This is a genomic window from Nitrosopumilus sp. b2, assembly GCF_014078535.1.
Lineage (GTDB): Archaea > Thermoproteota > Nitrososphaeria > Nitrososphaerales > Nitrosopumilaceae > Nitrosopumilus > Nitrosopumilus piranensis.
In genome coordinates this window covers 759223-776498 of the sequence record NZ_MU078702.1, presented here as the reverse complement: position 1 = coordinate 776498, position 17276 = coordinate 759223, and the positions used below count along the sequence as shown (strand labels likewise).

Genomic DNA, 17276 nt, shown 5'->3' with positions numbered 1-17276 from the left:
GGATTAAATTCCAAATCCAACAATCATGAACTCAAGATATATACAAAAAATTCCATATTTTCAACAAGATCAATCCAGAATTAATGAGATTATTTGATTCCATAGATAGTAAAAATGCAATACAAGATTCTGTCAACTATCAATTGCAGAAATTATCAGTATTGAAAACATAGTACAGAGATTATTCACAGAATTTCATCAAACATACAAGAAAAATACATAAAAAAAATAAAAGATTACTGTACTTTTACAGATCTTTTCTTTGGGACAGGAGTAGGTTTTCTTTTTGGTAGAGTTACCTCCAAAATACCATCAGTTACCTTTGCCTTTACTTTTCCAGGAACTATCTTTTCAGATAATGGTATGGTTTGATAGTATGACAAGTTATGTCGCTCTTTTCGCACGTAATTCTTCTTTTTTTGCTCTTCTTTATGCTCACCAGTAACTTCAATTGAATTATCTGTGACATTGAGCTTGATCTCATTTTTCTTTAACCCAGGAACATTCATCTTCATTCGAAGTTGTTTTCCTTCATCAATCACATCACATCCTGTTTCAGGTAATTTTGGAAAAGATGGAAAATCTATCTGGGGAAACGAAAGAATTGATTTTTCCATATCTTTTCTAAAATTGTCAAAAATCCTGTCAAATGAAGAAAAGCCTGACAGATTAGGAGGCGATGTTGATTTTTTAACAGGTTTTTTTGCCATGAGTCAAAAGAGTCTCAAATGCTTATTAATGGACATCACAGTTCTCATAAATGATTTTCATTGGTGAAATTCTTAATTTGGTGATAATTAGTACCACTCTAAACTTTGATTAGATGATAAAAAATAAAATTAAAAAAATTCTAGTGGCATTGGATGGTTCAGAAAACTCATTCAGAGGACTGAATCAAGCCATAATCATAGCAAGGAATTGTCAAGCTACAATTACAGGAGTATATGTGACACCACTTAGCCCTCCTGCAGCAAAAGAACAAAAAGAATATGTAAAAAAATATCTTTTACAAAATGCAAATAAATTTTTAGCAAAAGCTGAAACAGATGCTGCAAAAAATGGAATTTTACTGTACAAAAAAATACTTTATGGGGATGAAGGGCAAAAAATACTCAAATATGCACAATACAAAAACTTTGATCTAATCGTTATTGGTTCAAGAGGAATGAGTTCCATCAAGGAAGTTTTTCTTGGAAGTACCTCAAACTATTTGATTCATAAATCCAAAATACCTGTACTGTTAGTAAAGTAAGTTCAGTAAAATCAATTCCACTAAAACATCAACTGATAATTTAATTTTCTATCCAGAACGGATATGGAAATTAACACAACATTTGCATTCTTTTGTTAAATATTCATTTTCAATACAATGACCACATAGTCCGCATTCACAATGTATACTCATAATTACATTACACATTTTACAGATATAATGGATCTATATTTCTAAAATATTCAAAAAAATTGATTTTCAGGCATGATTTTCAAGCATGATTTAACAATTTGCAACATTGCATGTGATTTGATTTAGTTCATCCCATTGATTATCAATAATAGCAGAGATTATTTTTCCATCTACAACAGATATTGCAATTACATGTAAAGTAATATCTTCAGAAAGATCCAAATTTGTTCTATCGCCATAACCTATATGAAGTGTTTTGAATTGTCCTTTCAAAATATATTTTGATTCAGAGGCATTATCTGAAATTATTTTAATTTCTAAAGAATCAGAAATACCATCAAAAGCAAATGTAGGGCTAGTTACAATGAATTGTTGAGTCAAATCAATAATTTTCTGAGAATCATTTTTAGTTATGCCATTAAAATAATTTTGAGTTACCTCAGAATCATAAACAAAAACTGTTGTAACAATTGCAACAAGAACAATTCCTGCTACAATTATTACACCTTTAAAAAACATATAAAATCACATCAACTATTTTACTATAGTTACCGGAGCCTTTGCTTTGTGTAATACAAAATTAGAGGTACTGCCAAAGAATAGTTCTTTAGGAAATCCCATTCCACGCGAGCCTATTACAATTTGATCAATCTTGTTTGCAGGATTATTAGCAAATGTAGTTAAATCAATACCAGAAGTATGGCCAGCAATTACAATTCCTTCAAATTCAATTTTGTTTTTTTCTACTTTTTTCTTGGCAATATTCATTAACGCTTTTGCTTTCTGCTTCCATTTTTTCATTGGAAGTATAGGTGCACGAACAGCAGAAAAAGCACTAAAGCTAGTATCGCTATGGACACCAACAATAATAGTATCAGATTGTTTTGCAAACGAAATTGCTTTGTCTAATCCCCTAAGTGAATTTTTAGAACCATCTAAGCAAACCATAATTCTCTTACTCATATGATTTATTCCAGGATTACGCCCCATCCACGCTCAACTAGTTTCTTGGCAGTTGCTGGAAATGTACATGCAATTTTTCCTTTCATGCTTTCAATCCAGACTTTGCCTTCACAAACAATATCATAGCCTTTTGATAAGGATGGTTCTTCTGTAGGAGTGCCACTCATAGTTCCAAGGGATTCACGTGTCTCTATTGAGATTTTACTACCAGAGATTGTGAGAATTTCAGAGCCAGGCTTTACACTTAATGAAACAATTCTATCATTGTTGATTCCCTCTGATTCTTGATGTTCTACAATTGTTCCATCAATAGATACATCAAATGGTGTATCAGCATCTAGTAATTTTGAATCTAAGACATATCTAGGAATGTTAATGGTAAGTTTTCCACCATCATCAGTTCCAACATTCATTTTAAGTTCAGCATTTACAACATCTACAATAGGATTAGAAACAGCTACATCAATTCCATGAACATGAATCATTCCTGTAAGTGCAGTTGGAATTTGTAATGTCAATACGGGTAGATAAATTGAATAAGATATAGGACCCAGTGCAAGTACACTATCTTCAGATTTTAATGCAACATAGTAATTATGGGAATTTGAATCAACTGCAATATCCCAAGGATTAGAGTGTAAAGTTAGTTTAGATAAAATTTCATTTGTTTGACCATCAATCTTTACAATTTTGTTCTGTGTCAAGTAAGAAGCATATACCATATGATCTTCAGTATCAACTGCAATTGCCTTTGCCTTATCCCCCAATGGAATAGAATCAACAATTGCTTTTTCTAGAATATTAATTACAGTAATACATTCACATCCTCGATTTGTAACATATGCAAAGTGATGCAATGGATCAAGTTCTAATCCCCATGGACCTCCGGACATTTTGATGGTTTTTGCTACTTCGTGTATCGGCATCACAGAATATTCATCAGTTACATCTTCTAAGAAAGTAATTTCATTTCCAGCAAGACTCGCAACCATTACAGTATTACTAATTGGATCTGCTTTTACAGTAAAGGGGTGTCTTGGAACTGAGATACTTTGAGTAATTTCATCAGTTTTAGTGTCAATTATATGGATTGAATGAGTATTGTAGTCTGCTACGTACAATAACTCGTTAGTGGGGTTATAATCAAGTGACCATCCACCAGTTACAAAATGAACATCAGACCTGTGTCCATATGGCTGATTTGATGTTGTAGGATAATCGATTTCAGAATCAGGTAAAGGAATTGTTTTGATTATAAATTTTGAACTTAGCGCATAAACATCAATTCCTCCGCTCTCAAAAGGTGCAGCATAAATTTTGTTTTTATCTGGAACTGCTGCAACATCCATTATTCCAGAAGAAGATGTTGTAATAAAACCAATATTTTCATTTTTTTCAATATCAATTATGTCAATGTGTGGGTATTGAAAACTAGAGACATAAAGAAATTCATCAGTCATAGACATTCCCATTGGATCTTTAGATACAGGGATTTTTTCTAATACATGATGTGCAAATGCATTTTGGCTTATAGATAACGAGAAAATAACTGCCAAGGTCAGGATCATTAAAGGTAAAATCTTCACAAATTTGTTTAATCATAATATAATAAAAGAACAAAATATAATTATCAAAAGTGGTTTTGGACAAATCACAGTCATTTTCATTTTTGGTAATTAGATAATTACTTTAATGTGGCAAAAAATTAAATTTTTTCACATGACATCAATCGATAAAATGGCCATAGCTTGGTCACTTGGAATTGTTGCAATTTTTGTTGCTTTGGCAGCTTCAGGAGATTCCCTTCAAGGAATTGCAGACGTCAAGGCACCTGAACCAGTAGTACGGCCAGGAACAATAGAAGAACCAAGCTATGAAGAAACAAAGCCCAGAACAGATCCATTTGCAGATCTTGCTGCGGAAATAAAAGGACAAAGCAAAGAGACGACATCAGAATCAATGTCAAAACAAGACAAAGAACAGAAAATGATGAAAGAACAAGAAAAGATGAAAATGCAAGAACGAGAAAGTCCCAAGACTATTAATGTATCAATACCATCTGGAACAGCAGCACCAGGATGTGAAGAGACTAACGAATGTTACATTCCATATGAAGTTGAAATCACAGTAGGAGACACTGTTAGTTGGTCAAATGATGATACTGCAGCACATACAGTAACAAGCGGTACACCAACAGAGGGTCCTGATGGAGTATTTGATAGTAGTTTGGTTATGGCCGGAGCAATCTATGAGTTTACATTTGAACAAAAAGGAAATTATGATTACTTCTGCATGGTTCATCCTTGGATGACTGGAATTGTTCAAGTAAACTAATTTTTTATTTTTAATATTCATTCTTGAAAAACAAGATCAGGTATTAAATAAAAATAGAAATAACACATGTTGGCGAAGACGATAGTTCTGAAGCTTTGTCTATACTGCCAAGAATTAAATTTGAAATGTCCTCGTCAAAATTTTTTAAAAATACTAAATTTTGAGTTGAAAAACAACTGACAATGTTAAATAAAATTAAAACAATTAGATATTGACGGGGGCGAGTAATTCATTGCTTGGTATTCATGAGTAGTGTTGTGCTATAATGAGTCCTCGTCAAAAATAATTTCTATGGTTGTATCACTTTTCGTAAATGATAATACTAGTGGGGTTTTTATGTAAATGACAGATATAATTTACAATGAATAAAAACACAACAACCTCTCTTTTTGTGTTATTTGCCATAGCAATAGGATTAGTTGCAACAACACCTACTGCTTTTGCAGATCACTCAGAAGTTACAGTTGAAGCTGCTCTAGGTTCGGGTTCACCAGGTTGTGAAGAAACTGCTGAAGGATGTTACATTCCAACGGTCGCAACAGTTGATGTTGGGGGCGTCGTAATATTTTCAAATCCTGATACTGCAGCACATACATTCACATCAGGAAATCCAACAGATGGACCAGATGGAATATTTGATTCAAGTCTTGTGATGGCAGGTAGTTCTTATGAATGGTCCCCAACAGAAGTAGGCGAATATGATTACTTTTGTATGGTTCACCCATGGATGGTTGGAACAATCATAGTACAAGAAGTCGAAGCAGTTGGAGAAGAAGACGATCATGGTGACGATCACATGAATGATGCAGGCCACTTGATGACAGAAGCATCTGCAACAGGTATGATGTCTGATGGAACAAAAGTTGCAGTATGGACTACAGAACCAATGGCAGGTGAGATGATGGAAATTCATGTAGAATTTGAAGATTCAGAACACGTTAACCACGACATCACTGTTACACAAAATGGTGAAACAGTACTAGATGACATGGGTGCACATCATCATGAAGGCTCAGGTATGCATACAACAGCACCACTAAGTTCTTCTGATCCAGTAAACATCACAATTACATTCCAAGGTTATGGTGTCAATGATCCTAAAACAGGACCAATTGGTGAAGAAGTAGTATTCACAAACGTTGTCCCAGAATTTGGAACAATTGCAATGATGATACTAGCTGTTGCAATCATAAGCATCGTAGCAGTCACTGCAAAATCTAGAGTAATTCCAAGATTTTAGGAATTCATTCTTTTTTTATTCTAAAATTAAATCAACACATATCAACAGTTTTTAAAAAACTAAAAAAAATTTAGTTTTTTAATGTTTTTCATGAATTGTATGACGGGTACCGTCTGGATGAACACATTCACCATTTTCATGTTTGTGTTGACTTTTGTCACCACTGCATTCACCATGATTACAATTACATTCTTCAGTCATGACAAACAGTACAAATGTTTGTTAAAAAGCATATCGTGTATTTTCAAAATTGATTTTAATGATAGAGTTTTTCCAATATTCTTTTATGTTTGATTTACAATTTTTTGTATGCCAAAATCAAGCATCAAGATTACAGAAATTGAAGATTTTGATATAAAGGGAGGCTATGTTGTAGATGGATTTTCATATGATGGACATGCTGGAAGTATTGCAGCAGAGTCAATGATTAGAACTTCTGATTTCAAATTTGTAGGATTCATAGATTCAGATTCTTTTCCATCAATAGGAATCATAAGGGATGGAATTCCAACATATCCTGTAAACATATTTGTAAATGAAAAGCTCAAAACTGCAGTAATTATATCACATCTTCTTTTGTCTGAATCGTTTTCAAGGGATATTGCAACATCCATTTTAGAATTTGCAAGAAAACACAAATGCAAGCAGATCATAAGTAGTATGAAATTTAGAGAGAAAAAGAGTTCAAAAGATATTACTGCAATAGGAAATACCGAAAATGCAAGAAAAATTTTGAAAAAACTTGAGATAGGAGCAACCTTGAATGCAACCATGCCTGGAATTCCAGGAATGTTACTAGTTCAAGGAAGATTCTCTAATCAAGATGTGATAGTTTTGATATATCCTGATGGAAAAAATGAGAATTCTGATTTGGAATATGGAGCAAAACTATGTTTAACGATTGGAATGTTAATTCCAAATTTACCATGTAATCTAAAACTAATTGAAGATGAAACGGTAAAAGCTGAAAAGATGATCAAAAAAACACAAAAAGATACAAGAAATATCAAAGATGTAATGTATGGATAGTGTTTTTAATACATTCTCTTAATGAAAAATCAGATCATATTAGAAAAATCATATCAAGTCATTCCAGATTCCTGTAAATTCATCACTAGGAATGACACTTTTTACTTCAAGTAACCCCAAATGTTCCAGTCTTTCTCGTTTGTCAAAATATTTGTAGACGCCTTCTTTGTCAGGATAAATTGTGATTGTATCTTGTTGTCCTGGTTCTAGCAAGTCTGTTTGAACATTTAATCCCTCTATGTAGAGTCTATGATGAGTTTCACCATTATTTATCACAGTTAGAACATATGCAAAATTAGTTCGGGTAATCAGATGAGGGTTTGGCTCTCCACCTACACCTAAAATTCCTCTTAGATGAACTTGCCCATCTACTTCCTCAAAAACAACTGTTTGCTCAACTCGTTCTTGCCAAAAAATCGAGACATGACGAACGTTTCCTTGTCCAATAAACCCTATCATTACTGTCAAAGAAACAACACCTATCAAGATTACAGCAATTATCAATTTTTTGTCTTTTGAGCCCACATAATTTTTTTGATATTTCTGATATTTACTGATGTTGGTAATAATCAATATCTTGAATCAGTATTAGTTTAGGAAAAACAGACAATAGTAGATCAGAGTCTAATTTTCATCTCTGCAAATAGAATCAGGGTTTTATTAGAAAATCATGTAGAATTTACAACAAATGGTATCAGAGTTTGACGTAGTTCCCACAATTATTGGGGTTTTATTCCTAGTTTTTCCAGCATTGCTTTTAGGCAAAGTATGTTCCCATTTTAAAATTCCAGAGATTATCGGATATGTTTTTGCAGGAATCATCCTAGGCCCTACAGCAATAGGAGGGATAATTCCAATTTTTGAAAAGCCAATTGTAGAACTAAATGAGGTAATGCTTGCCTTGTGGCAAATTTCAGGAATTATAATCTTGTTTTCAGCTGGATTGCATTTTACATTTCATGATTTAATCAAGGCAGGACCAAAAGCTGCAATAATAGGAATAGGAGGAGTAGTCATTCCACTAGTGTTAGGATATTTTGTTTCACTTCAGATGGGACTTGATTGGACAGTTGCCGTAATTATTGGTGCAACACTTAGTGCAACAAGTATTGCAGTTTCTGTAGTAATTTTAGAAGAATTAGGAAAAGAAAAAACCAAAGAAGGAAAAATTTTAATTAATGCAGCGGTACTAGATGACGTTTTAGGATTAGCAATTCTTTCAGCAGTAATTTCTATTGTATCTCTTAAAACAATTCCAACAATTGAATCAGTTGTGATAACTACAGTTATAGAGATAGGATTTTGGATTTTGATTTTACTTGGAGCAGTGTATCTGTTACCAAAAATAGTTCATATTGTTTCAAAAACACATCCATCAACCCTTGAGGCCAGAGGTATCAGACAAGGAGTTGCATTGGGTTCAGCATTTGGCCTAGGGGCAATAGCTGCAAGTGCAGGCTTGAATCCAATAGTAGGGGCATTTGCTGCAGGAATGGGATTAGCAGGATCAAAGCTAGCAATACAAGTGCGAGAATTTGTAGGTAGGCTAAAAGTGATAGTTGCACCATTGTTTTTTGCAATCATAGGTGCACATGTAGACATTACACAAATCTCATCAATTAACTGGATTTTGTTTGCAGTAATTTTAGCAGTTGCAGTAATTTCCAAAATTATTGGTTGTGGAATACCTGCCACTCTTTTAATGAAAAACAAAAAAGGATTACGAATAGGATTTGGAATGATTGCCAGAGGAGAAGTTGCTTTTATTGTAGCAGGTATTGGATTGGCATTTGAGATATTGACAGATGAGATTTATTCTACTATTGTATTTGTGATTTTAGCAACAATATTTATCGCACCAATTTTACTTCGAAGTTCTTTTAAAGAGAGTTGATTTATTCTTCAAATTCATCGCAACTACAAGCAATGCCATAACAAGCAGTTTGCTTTTTGTTTTGCAATTATCTCTTTGTCATTTAACATATCATATAGATCTGATGCTTTACCATTGTACATAACAGCAAGAGCATCATTCTCCAAGGATTCGTATTTTTGCAGCTTTTTCGTAATGTTTTGCAGCCTTGTCATAATACTCTAGTTGTTCATGGTATTCTGCAGCCTTTACTTGGTGAAATGCATCAGATTCATCATCACCTGAATGAGAGGCGTCATCAATGAAAATAAGTTCAGATAATGTGTCAACATTCAAAGGAAATTATGACTTGGCAATATTCAGTTTGTCATTAGGAGGTGTAGCGATAATTTTAGCAATAATAGATATGACAAAAAATATGTCAAGCTTTCTGAATAATAAAAAAGGAATTATTGAGATTTTAGGTTAACCAATGTATCTAAGATAACCTTCATCTGTTCCATGATAATTTGTTGAAGATCATCTATTCTTTGATTCAATTGCTTTATCTCATTTTTTAGTTGATGATTTTCTTGTCTAAGTTTTTCAAGTTCAGATGAATCGGAATATCCGCTTATTTCATCTCTGTAAGAAGATTCATCATCGTATCTGTCATCATCATCGTATCTGTCATCATCATCGTATCTGTCATCATCATCGTATCTGTCATCATCATCGTATCTGTCATCATCATCGTATCTGTCATCATCATCGTATCTGTCATCATCATCGTATCTGTCATCATCATTACTTTCACTTGCAAAAGCAATACCAGTAGGCACAGAAATTACAATTATGGATAAAAGTAATAATAAAACGATATTGTATTTCATTAATTTTTTAGAATGAGAAATCTTATTTTAATAGCATGTAAGATTCTCTATTTTGAAAATCAGAGATCAGTTTAGAAAAATAACCCAAAACTTTGTGTTAAGATAAAAAAATTATAGGAATAAAGAATTACTTTGTTCCTTTATTTTTGCTTGCTCTGCTACCTGTTCCCCTATTAGTAATTCGGGTCATTCCTTCTGTAGAAGGTCTAGGTTTTGGTTCGGCCAGATCCTTTACTTTAGTGGTTCTAACTCCCCTACCCAAATGTAATGTTTTTCCTTTTGGAACTTTTTTCATTTTATCTTGTTCGACTTTTCGATATGCATCACCTGCCCAATTTTGTGGGCCTTCATCCTTTTCATATGCTCGGGTGCCTCTACTACCAACTTTGTGAACTTTAACCATGCATAAAATAGTCAAAATTGTTATTTATCCAACAACTACTATTACCACAAATGATTTTCATAAATGACAATTGTATGTGATTGTTTTATTTTCATTTATCACAATTATGCCAATAAAGACAAATCAAAAAATCTATTTGTCATGCATGTTACATATGGAAAAAACTATCCAAGGAGAGAAATCAATTGGATTCTAGTGTGCTACAATGTATCTTTTAATTGGATATATTGCTACTGCATTTTTTGTAAGAGGTCGCAAGGGAAAATACGCTGCCATGGGAAGAGAATAATCCCCCTCTTTCAATTTTTTAATTTTCACGAAATAGTATGGTCATATAATCTTGAATTTGATGGCACGAATGCTGAGAACGTGTTCCGGAAGGAATCATTCCATGTTGTAAACATTCAAGGTAAAAACCCCATGGAAAAAACATGACTAGGATCAAGTTCAGGAACATCATAGACAGTTCCAAAAATACTCACAAACAATAATGTAGTTATCAAAATTTTAATTTTCATTTTTTATAAATCTCCAAAATCAAATACCAAGCTTTGCTGCATTATATCAGGATATTTGCATGGAATTCCCTGCTCAGAATGTGCCGTAGTATGCCACGTTACAAAATAATCAATGTCATCAATTGTAGTTACACCAAGATATTGCACCATCATGACGATAGTACCCTCATCATTATGACAATGAGAGATAAACGAGTCAAAGGGCTCAAGAATCATAGAATATTCAAACTCACCAATTGAGTGTTTTGAGCCGTTAATGTCAGTATAAGAGTAATTTTTGTCCTCAAGAATTATCAATACAGAGTCTTTATCAAGTAGTTTCATATCAGATATTGTAAAATAATCTACCCCTTTTGAAACAGGATCAAAGTGCATCTCTCCATCTACTCTGTTTTCTCCATAAATGACAGATATTCCAAACCCTCGATCATCTATTCGTGGATGTTTGTAGCAGAATTGATTTTCATTGGGACTAGTATAACATGAGGAGTCTTGTAAATTTTTTATCTTTGAAAAAATCTCACTGTCATCAGAAAAAGACATCTTGTTTATTGTAAATGATTCAAGAGGTCTCCAACTTGGAATGTCTTCAGGTTGGATTACAATCATGCCAAGTATGGCAGATACCAAAATTCCAACTACCAGTATAATCCCATATTCAGTTTTCATTTTCTATTTCTCCTAAAATATACAAATGCCATTACTGCAACAACTGGAATCATCAAGATACCTGCAAAAACAGTCATCTGTTTTTGAAAAGTAATCTCATCCCATCTCTCCAGTTTCTTTTCGTGTATGATTTTTTGGTTTTCTTCAAGTTCTTTACGCTCTTCTGGCAAAAGAGATTCATAGACAAATTCAGTTGTCTGAAATCTAATTTCAGCATCAGATTGGGCCAATTTTTTTACAATATCTAATGTAGAGTGAAATGCGTGGAATTTTGGCCAACATGGATCTGTCATTAATGATAATTCTTCTCGATACACAAACACAACATACTCAAATCCATCTTCAAACTGATAATCCCAATTTTCATTAACAGTTACTGAGATTTGCTCAATTGCATTTCCCTTAAAGGATTCCTGAATCTGAAAAGTTACAACAGGCATGCGAGAGTCCAATGTTAGATAGTTTTTGTCTAATACCATACCATGAAAAACATAATCAGATGAGTCATAAACATCACCAAGATTTGGAATAACACACGAAAGGGAATAAGATTCTTGAAATCCAAACGAAATCAAAACCAAAAAAGTCAGAATTAAAAACCTAGTCTTCATTTTCTAATCTCTGCGATAAGGGTCTTCTATGATTATTGGAATATCAAACGGCACTAGCTGTTCTGCCCTACCTTGGTAGTATTGTACGGCATCAGGCAACATTTCGTAAACAGCAGATCTCAAGCTAACCTTCAGAGCATTATCTGCATTACCTATGCCCATTCCGGCTGCTGGAATCTCTGAGATTTTCAGTATTTCTCTGCCCATACGCAATTTGTCTTCTAATGGCAAGTCATCTACATCATCAGCTAAAACTACAACATCTCCGCTAGTATGCGAATCCCACCATAACGGATTCTCAAAAGTTGGTGCGATTCTTGCATCCCATTCATAAATTCCCGGCTTGTCAAAAATTATCTGTTCATTTTCAAAAGGGGGTATTGCAGATCCAATCCATGCTAGTTCATGTTCTCTTGGTATCTCACCAGTACCTGACTCTTGTATTCGTATAGTTTCAGGAGTATTATTTACAAAATGTACCATATTATCATCAACATGAATTATCAAAACAGGTGGTATTGATTTTGATTTATTTTCGTCTTCAGGAAAGATATGGATTTGCTGTGGATGATGTATGATGTCTGTTATGGATAGTTCCTTGCTAGTATCAAAAAATGTCAGTTGCGTTATGGCATAAAAGCTAACTCGGTTGGAATGTGAAGAAGATTCTACAAGGTAAGAGTTGCCGTCAGTTGCATTAATCACAGAAGTAAATCCAACATGAGGAGGTAATGATAGCAAAGAGTATCCTTGATGCACAGTAATGTCATCATTTGCATTGACTATGCCTACTTGATTCATTACTTGTATTATTTCATTTTTAACTAACAGTTTTCCAAGTTCTTCATAAAATTCGTCTTTGTAAATTTCATAGTTGGATTTTAGTTCCCAGTCCCAAGCATCTTGCCATTGTTGTACATTCTTGCCAAGATAGGTATCATCTATCACTTGAGTTGTTTTGTAATATTTTCGATGATCGTGATTTGGATTTACAAATTTTGTATCACCCTGACGTAATATTTCTGGAGTATCGGGATTGTCACTTTGACTCTTGTTACTAGAATCTCCTTTTATGATTGGATTTCTTTGAGTTAGATCAATTTGTTCTTCTTTTAATGTAGACTCAAAACTGTTTTTTGAATCGTTTAAAGGCATCTGAAATGCAACTCCGAAAATCACAGAAATGACAATGACAACTCCAATTATTATCAAAAGCCTAGTGTTCATTTCTCCCTCCACTCACAAATGTTGTTGTTTATGTAATGTGTAGAGTTTTCCCAAGAATATTCTGGCTGAGGACATCTTTCCATGGTATCAGGATTTGTCTTTGTTCTTTCTTGACAGGCACAATTGCCAAAGACTCCTTTTAGTCCGTCAGGAGTATTGTATTCATTTTTTTCAAACAACTCCTCCAGTACATTCCCATTCAAATCAACATGTTTTACATACCAAATATCGTCAACATATCCAATCCAAACTTCAGTGTTATCGTTTAACTCATAGACATAGATGTGAATTCCACTCCCAATGTCCTTGTGAGGTTCACCAAATTTTGAGAATATGGTGTTGATGTCATATGAGTCGGATAATGTATGTTTGAAATCATCAAGCGTTGGAACTATTTTTTCCATGTATGATGAAGTTGCATCTTGTTCCAAGAAAACATCTCGCGACTGGACGGCCATGATAATGTTGCTGACCCAACCTCTTTTAATCAACTCAAAAACTGTTTCAGATTTTACACAAGCAGGACTGTCATCATATCTTTGAGTTAACTGAAGATCTCCATTGCATTTTATTTCAGAGAATGGAACTCCAGACTTGAATTGTTTTAGTGGCGGCTCTGCCAGTACAGAGAAGAACTGATTGCTAATTGAAAAATTAGACATTACTTTGTAAACCCTACCATTTAGAAGATAGTTTCCAGTATCTGGCGTAAACTCCCACTGGGCAACTGATAGCCATTCGCAAGGTTGTGCTTTTCCAGTAACGGTTTGATTCAGTACAATGTTCTTGTATGTACCTCCCACTTGCTTGCTGATAAACACGTCATATTCCAAACTTGCACCAGACAATGTTCCCATGTCTCTTTTAGCTGTAAATTGCATGAGGGAGTTTGCAGTAAAGTTGTCTTGTTTTTCAACACCATTTTGCATCATGATGTAATCGCTTCCAATCATACGTGGTTTTGTGATTACAGAAAACGTATCGCATTGCTTTGGAATCAAAAACGATTCTTTTGAATATGTGCTAGTGCCATCGAATGACTTTACATAAAATAACACCCTGTCCCCAATTTCAAATCCCTCATACGGGAAAAGCCTGCCAGGAGTACTTACTGTTGGCTGTCTCACAGTCAGGGTTTCTGGAATTTGCGTATTTTTAACAGATTCTTCCACATATACAGTGTATTCATCAAGGATTAATGGAAAATCCTCATTATGTATCGGTTGTTCAAGTTCCAACTTGTTTACAGACGTTATGATTCCAACAAAGATTGCCTGACTTTCTTCCAGCAGTTCTTCTGGAGACTGTGGAAGCCATATGCCATAGGCAGTGCTAATTGTAAAAAAAGAACCCACCATAAGAAAAATTACAAAATACTTTACACAGTATGAAGTATTGATCCATTGTTGAAAAAGGCTACTGATGTTTTGTAACAAACCTGTTTTTTCTAATTCAATCATACCTACTATCAATAAGGGAGTTCATTCTGTTTTGACACGTCTTTTGCAAATCACCATCAAGCCTATTACAAAATTCACTTGCCTTTTCATCAGATACAAATCTTGTAAGTGACTCTATTGCACCAATCACACATTGTTCTTGGTATTGAGGAGGAGTTGAAAGACACATCAGTTGAGTATTATCTAAAACATCAAAGTTATCTTTTGTAAGATGTGCTGCCACTCCTTTGTAGCAGATACCAATGTATCTTTGATCTTCAATTCCAGAGCATAGCGAATATGCATTTTGTAAAATATAGTCTGTTTGAATTAGAAAGTAATTTGCCTGATACCGATGGCAAAGCGTAGCAGCTTCTGCATTTTTTGTCCCATCTATTTGGTTGCACGGATAATACAAATCGGATTCATCAAAATCTCCTTGTCTATTTTCGGCATATTTTGCAATGTTTTGCATAAACAAGCCGCCATTGCACATGTATACCTCATTCCACGTATCAAATTCATTGCATCTCTCAAGTGCCTGAGTTGTATCATAATCATATATCTTAATCAGGCTATGACCCATGCCATGAATGCATTCTTTTTTTGCATCATCACCTAATGCATCACCTATAGTTTTACATGATTCTCGGATATCTACTGACTCAATTGGAGTTCCATCAAGCATGTTTTCAATTTGAATGGTGTTTTCAACTAGTCCATGCATAATTCCTGATGCACACCTATAATCAGAGATGTCTGATGCCATTTCCAAATTACGGCCTACATATCCGTAAAGAAATTCTCCAAGATGGTGAGCAGCAGGATGACAGTAAAAGTCAGCATCAACATACAAATCCACTAAATCATCAATTGTCAAAAGCACTGTTTGGGTAGAATTGTTTTGAGACAACTGGTACATCATGTCAATTGTACATTCATCATCATCATAACATGATTCAAAGATAGAATCAGCATAAGATGTTGGTGTGGATTGTGTACTAAAAACAAAAGTTGCAAAAAACCCAACTACAAGAATTCCTACAATTATTAAAAATAAAGAATTCATATTCGTATTATCTCAGATTCTTGTCTTCGTTTGTTTGAACGAGTAGAGTATCTCACACGAATATTACAACAAGGGCATCGCAAGAATTTTTCTTTAAAGAAATAGTCACATATCTTACAATAACATCCACCTGTTTGATACGCAGAATGTCTAGGAGTTGATTCAGATTTGCAGCAATTTCCCTTACACTGATTCAATTATGATACCTCACTGAATGTTTGTTTTCTTTTATGATACCAACGTGACAAAATTCGTTCAACAAGTATACCACACGCAATAACTGCAATTGGAATTAGAATTGAGAAAAACAAAGGTTCTGCAGATTCTACACCAGCAGTACTAAATGGCTCTGGATATACAGTTCTATCCATAGAAATGGAACCTGTAAGAGTTGCATCAGAATCTGAAAAATCAGAGATTTCTATTCCTGAATGTGATGGTTCAGGTTCAGGTTCAGGTTCAGGTTCAGGTTCAGGTTCAGGTTCAGGTTCAGGTTCTTGATTGTAGTTCAAAATTATATCTTCATCTGAATCAGTATTTGATTCAGATAGTCCCCATTCATTACTTACTATTACATCAGAGTCAGCATCTATTCCCTCGCTATGTGGTTGTTGAGTCAGTACAGCAGTATTACTGTCAGGGCGTACTGTAACCCACGAAACAAATCCTGCCAATCCAATTGCAATAAACTTTGAAAACTTTTTCAGTGAATCAATAACAGAATTTTCAGGTTCCTTTGATGGAACAATTAAGAGTGATTGATTTGTTGCAGCATAATATTTCATCTCATTTCCTTTAACTGACTTGCCGATTCTACTAACCTGGACTAGTTGAGCTGATTGCATTCGCTTGATATGATGAGTCACTAGTGCAAGGGAAAGCCCAGTACTTTGTGCAATCTCATTTAGACTCATCTCAGTAGTGGTGTTTAGAAGATTCAAGATTTTCCTGCTTGAATCATTACCAAATATTTCACCTACAAGTTTTACTCGTTTATCATGTGTCGATATAATCTCAATATCATCATTTTCGTCTTTTTTTGAATCCACAAAAAAATACTTTTTTCATAGTTTATGAATTAATTGGTAAAATTTGAATTGAATCAAACATTATAAATAAAATACAAATACAATTTATGATGGATGTAAGTTTAACCAAACAAAAAAATCATCTAGTATTTGTACTTGGAATGTTTTCTGTAGTAATGGTTTTTGCAACAACCCCTCTCTCCTTTGCAGAATCACAGGATATCATTCCATTAGATGAGAACAAAAGTCTAGAAAAAATTGTTACAAAAATGACTGTTCCAAAAGACAACACCCTACCATGGGGAACAGTAAGAGGAACCATAAACAATCCTGCTTACGAATATCCGGTAATTATCCAGTTCTTCAACGAAGAAAGTGGCATCATACCAGTTCATGTGGCTCAGGTAGGCGTGAACGGAGATGACACCTACGAATACAAGTTTAGGGTAAGGAGTGTAGATTCTGATTCAGGCAAGGTCACAAATATCTTTGAAGGGGATTACACGGTAAAGATCTTCAAGGTTGTAAAAGCACTGCCAAATAATCTAGACACCATCTAATTTTTTTTATCATGATAAAGTTTACACGAGCGTCAA

21 protein-coding genes are annotated in these 17276 nt (G+C 34.1%); 6 read left to right on the top strand and 15 right to left on the bottom strand.

Translation table 11 applies throughout. The features are described from left to right. Window positions 1-236 precede the first annotated feature (236 nt). Window positions 237-710: an Hsp20/alpha crystallin family protein gene (locus C6989_RS04615; protein WP_182126470.1), complete on the bottom strand. Its 474-nt coding sequence runs from the start codon at window positions 708-710 to the stop codon at window positions 237-239. A 113-nt stretch (window positions 711-823) separates the two neighbouring features. On the opposite strand from C6989_RS04615, the gene C6989_RS04610 reads away from it, so the two are divergent. Beyond that, a complete protein-coding gene (locus C6989_RS04610; protein ID WP_182126469.1) occupies window positions 824-1252 on the top strand; it encodes a universal stress protein in 429 nt (142 codons plus the stop codon). 243 nt (window positions 1253-1495) lie between these two features. On the opposite strand, the gene C6989_RS04605 is transcribed toward C6989_RS04610, so the two are convergent. The 3 genes from C6989_RS04605 to C6989_RS04595 are packed head-to-tail and all read right to left on the bottom strand — an operon-like array spanning window position 1496 to window position 3924. Further along, a complete protein-coding gene (locus C6989_RS04605; RefSeq protein WP_182126468.1) occupies window positions 1496-1924 on the bottom strand; it encodes a hypothetical protein in 429 nt (142 codons plus the stop codon). A gap of 15 nt (window positions 1925-1939) precedes the next feature. After that, on the bottom strand, window positions 1940-2368 hold the full coding sequence (locus tag C6989_RS04600; RefSeq protein WP_182126467.1) for a universal stress protein: 429 nt from the start codon (window positions 2366-2368) through the stop codon (window positions 1940-1942). Window positions 2369-2373: 5 nt separating this feature from the next. Further along, entirely contained in the window at window positions 2374-3924 is a 1551-nt protein-coding gene (locus tag C6989_RS04595) for a YncE family protein (protein ID WP_182126466.1), read from the bottom strand. 163 nt (window positions 3925-4087) lie between these two features. Between C6989_RS04595 and C6989_RS04590 the strand changes: the two genes are divergently transcribed. Then, window positions 4088-4702: a cupredoxin domain-containing protein gene (locus C6989_RS04590; protein ID WP_182126465.1), complete on the top strand. Its 615-nt coding sequence runs from the start codon at window positions 4088-4090 to the stop codon at window positions 4700-4702. 361 nt (window positions 4703-5063) lie between these two features. Further along, window positions 5064-5942, top strand: coding sequence for a PEFG-CTERM sorting domain-containing protein (locus C6989_RS04585; protein ID WP_182126464.1), 879 nt, complete (start codon window positions 5064-5066; stop codon window positions 5940-5942). 78 nt (window positions 5943-6020) lie between these two features. Here the strand turns inward: C6989_RS04585 and C6989_RS10220 are convergent, their stop codons facing one another. Next, window positions 6021-6143, bottom strand: coding sequence for a hypothetical protein (locus tag C6989_RS10220; protein ID WP_255464636.1), 123 nt, complete (start codon window positions 6141-6143; stop codon window positions 6021-6023). Window positions 6144-6251: 108 nt separating this feature from the next. On the opposite strand from C6989_RS10220, the gene C6989_RS04580 reads away from it, so the two are divergent. Further along, the gene (locus tag C6989_RS04580; RefSeq protein WP_182126463.1) at window positions 6252-6971 is read left to right on the top strand and encodes a proteasome assembly chaperone family protein; all 720 of its coding nucleotides are present in this window, start codon (window positions 6252-6254) and stop codon (window positions 6969-6971) included. A 48-nt stretch (window positions 6972-7019) separates the two neighbouring features. Here C6989_RS04580 and C6989_RS04575 read toward each other — a convergent pair whose 3' ends face one another. Next, entirely contained in the window at window positions 7020-7430 is a 411-nt protein-coding gene (locus tag C6989_RS04575; RefSeq protein WP_255464653.1) for a cupredoxin domain-containing protein, read from the bottom strand. Between the two features lie 229 nt (window positions 7431-7659). On the opposite strand from C6989_RS04575, the gene C6989_RS04570 reads away from it, so the two are divergent. Next, window positions 7660-8865: a cation:proton antiporter gene (locus tag C6989_RS04570; RefSeq protein WP_182126461.1), complete on the top strand. Its 1206-nt coding sequence runs from the start codon at window positions 7660-7662 to the stop codon at window positions 8863-8865. Window positions 8866-9000: 135 nt separating this feature from the next. Here the strand turns inward: C6989_RS04570 and C6989_RS04565 are convergent, their stop codons facing one another. From C6989_RS04565 to C6989_RS04525, 9 genes are all read right to left on the bottom strand, one after another. Next, a complete protein-coding gene (locus C6989_RS04565) occupies window positions 9001-9180 on the bottom strand; it encodes a hypothetical protein (RefSeq protein ID WP_182126460.1) in 180 nt (59 codons plus the stop codon). 113 nt (window positions 9181-9293) lie between these two features. After that, window positions 9294-9716: an MreC domain-containing protein gene (locus C6989_RS04560; protein WP_182126459.1), complete on the bottom strand. Its 423-nt coding sequence runs from the start codon at window positions 9714-9716 to the stop codon at window positions 9294-9296. A 127-nt stretch (window positions 9717-9843) separates the two neighbouring features. After that, on the bottom strand, window positions 9844-10119 hold the full coding sequence (locus tag C6989_RS04555; protein WP_182126458.1) for a hypothetical protein: 276 nt from the start codon (window positions 10117-10119) through the stop codon (window positions 9844-9846). 521 nt (window positions 10120-10640) lie between these two features. Next, on the bottom strand, window positions 10641-11306 hold the full coding sequence (locus C6989_RS04550; protein ID WP_182126457.1) for a hypothetical protein: 666 nt from the start codon (window positions 11304-11306) through the stop codon (window positions 10641-10643). Beyond that, window positions 11303-11917, bottom strand: a complete 615-nt coding sequence (locus C6989_RS04545) for a hypothetical protein (RefSeq protein WP_182126456.1) — start codon at window positions 11915-11917, stop codon at window positions 11303-11305. The genes C6989_RS04550 and C6989_RS04545 overlap by 4 nt, the downstream gene beginning before the upstream one ends. A 3-nt stretch (window positions 11918-11920) precedes the next feature. After that, window positions 11921-13144: a hypothetical protein gene (locus tag C6989_RS04540; protein ID WP_182126455.1), complete on the bottom strand. Its 1224-nt coding sequence runs from the start codon at window positions 13142-13144 to the stop codon at window positions 11921-11923. Then, on the bottom strand, window positions 13141-14502 hold the full coding sequence (locus C6989_RS04535) for a hypothetical protein (RefSeq protein ID WP_182126454.1): 1362 nt from the start codon (window positions 14500-14502) through the stop codon (window positions 13141-13143). The genes C6989_RS04540 and C6989_RS04535 overlap by 4 nt, the downstream gene beginning before the upstream one ends. 94 nt (window positions 14503-14596) lie before the next feature. Then, complete coding sequence (locus tag C6989_RS04530) at window positions 14597-15652, bottom strand: hypothetical protein (protein WP_182126453.1); 1056 nt, start codon at window positions 15650-15652, stop codon at window positions 14597-14599. Window positions 15653-15849: 197 nt separating this feature from the next. Beyond that, window positions 15850-16701, bottom strand: a complete 852-nt coding sequence (locus tag C6989_RS04525) for an ArsR/SmtB family transcription factor (protein WP_182126452.1) — start codon at window positions 16699-16701, stop codon at window positions 15850-15852. A gap of 89 nt (window positions 16702-16790) precedes the next feature. On the opposite strand from C6989_RS04525, the gene C6989_RS04520 reads away from it, so the two are divergent. After that, window positions 16791-17240 carry a hypothetical protein gene (locus C6989_RS04520; protein ID WP_237087719.1) on the top strand — a complete coding sequence of 150 codons (450 nt, stop codon included), beginning with the start codon at window positions 16791-16793 and terminating at the stop codon, window positions 17238-17240. The last annotated feature ends 36 nt before the right edge of the window (window positions 17241-17276 follow it).

What these genes read in the sequence shown, in the direction of transcription:
- C6989_RS04615 (WP_182126470.1), bottom strand. Translation starts at nt 710, where the DNA reads ATGGCAAAAAAACCTGTTAAAAAATCAACATCGCCTCCTAATCTGTCA.
- C6989_RS04610 (WP_182126469.1), top strand. Translation starts at nt 824, where the DNA reads ATGATAAAAAATAAAATTAAAAAAATTCTAGTGGCATTGGATGGTTCA.
- C6989_RS04605 (WP_182126468.1), bottom strand. Translation starts at nt 1,924, where the DNA reads ATGTTTTTTAAAGGTGTAATAATTGTAGCAGGAATTGTTCTTGTTGCA.
- C6989_RS04600 (WP_182126467.1), bottom strand. Translation starts at nt 2,368, where the DNA reads ATGAGTAAGAGAATTATGGTTTGCTTAGATGGTTCTAAAAATTCACTT.
- C6989_RS04590 (WP_182126465.1), top strand. Translation starts at nt 4,088, where the DNA reads ATGACATCAATCGATAAAATGGCCATAGCTTGGTCACTTGGAATTGTT.
- C6989_RS04585 (WP_182126464.1), top strand. Translation starts at nt 5,064, where the DNA reads ATGAATAAAAACACAACAACCTCTCTTTTTGTGTTATTTGCCATAGCA.
- C6989_RS10220 (WP_255464636.1), bottom strand. Translation starts at nt 6,143, where the DNA reads ATGACTGAAGAATGTAATTGTAATCATGGTGAATGCAGTGGTGACAAA.
- C6989_RS04580 (WP_182126463.1), top strand. Translation starts at nt 6,252, where the DNA reads ATGCCAAAATCAAGCATCAAGATTACAGAAATTGAAGATTTTGATATA.
- C6989_RS04575 (WP_255464653.1), bottom strand. Translation starts at nt 7,430, where the DNA reads ATGATAGGGTTTATTGGACAAGGAAACGTTCGTCATGTCTCGATTTTT.
- C6989_RS04570 (WP_182126461.1), top strand. Translation starts at nt 7,660, where the DNA reads ATGGTATCAGAGTTTGACGTAGTTCCCACAATTATTGGGGTTTTATTC.
- C6989_RS04560 (WP_182126459.1), bottom strand. Translation starts at nt 9,716, where the DNA reads ATGAAATACAATATCGTTTTATTATTACTTTTATCCATAATTGTAATT.
- C6989_RS04555 (WP_182126458.1), bottom strand. Translation starts at nt 10,119, where the DNA reads ATGGTTAAAGTTCACAAAGTTGGTAGTAGAGGCACCCGAGCATATGAA.
- C6989_RS04550 (WP_182126457.1), bottom strand. Translation starts at nt 11,306, where the DNA reads ATGAAAACTGAATATGGGATTATACTGGTAGTTGGAATTTTGGTATCT.
- C6989_RS04545 (WP_182126456.1), bottom strand. Translation starts at nt 11,917, where the DNA reads ATGAAGACTAGGTTTTTAATTCTGACTTTTTTGGTTTTGATTTCGTTT.
- C6989_RS04540 (WP_182126455.1), bottom strand. Translation starts at nt 13,144, where the DNA reads ATGAACACTAGGCTTTTGATAATAATTGGAGTTGTCATTGTCATTTCT.
- C6989_RS04535 (WP_182126454.1), bottom strand. Translation starts at nt 14,502, where the DNA reads ATGGTGGGTTCTTTTTTTACAATTAGCACTGCCTATGGCATATGGCTT.
- C6989_RS04530 (WP_182126453.1), bottom strand. Translation starts at nt 15,652, where the DNA reads ATGAATTCTTTATTTTTAATAATTGTAGGAATTCTTGTAGTTGGGTTT.
- C6989_RS04520 (WP_237087719.1), top strand. Translation starts at nt 16,791, where the DNA reads ATGGATGTAAGTTTAACCAAACAAAAAAATCATCTAGTATTTGTACTT.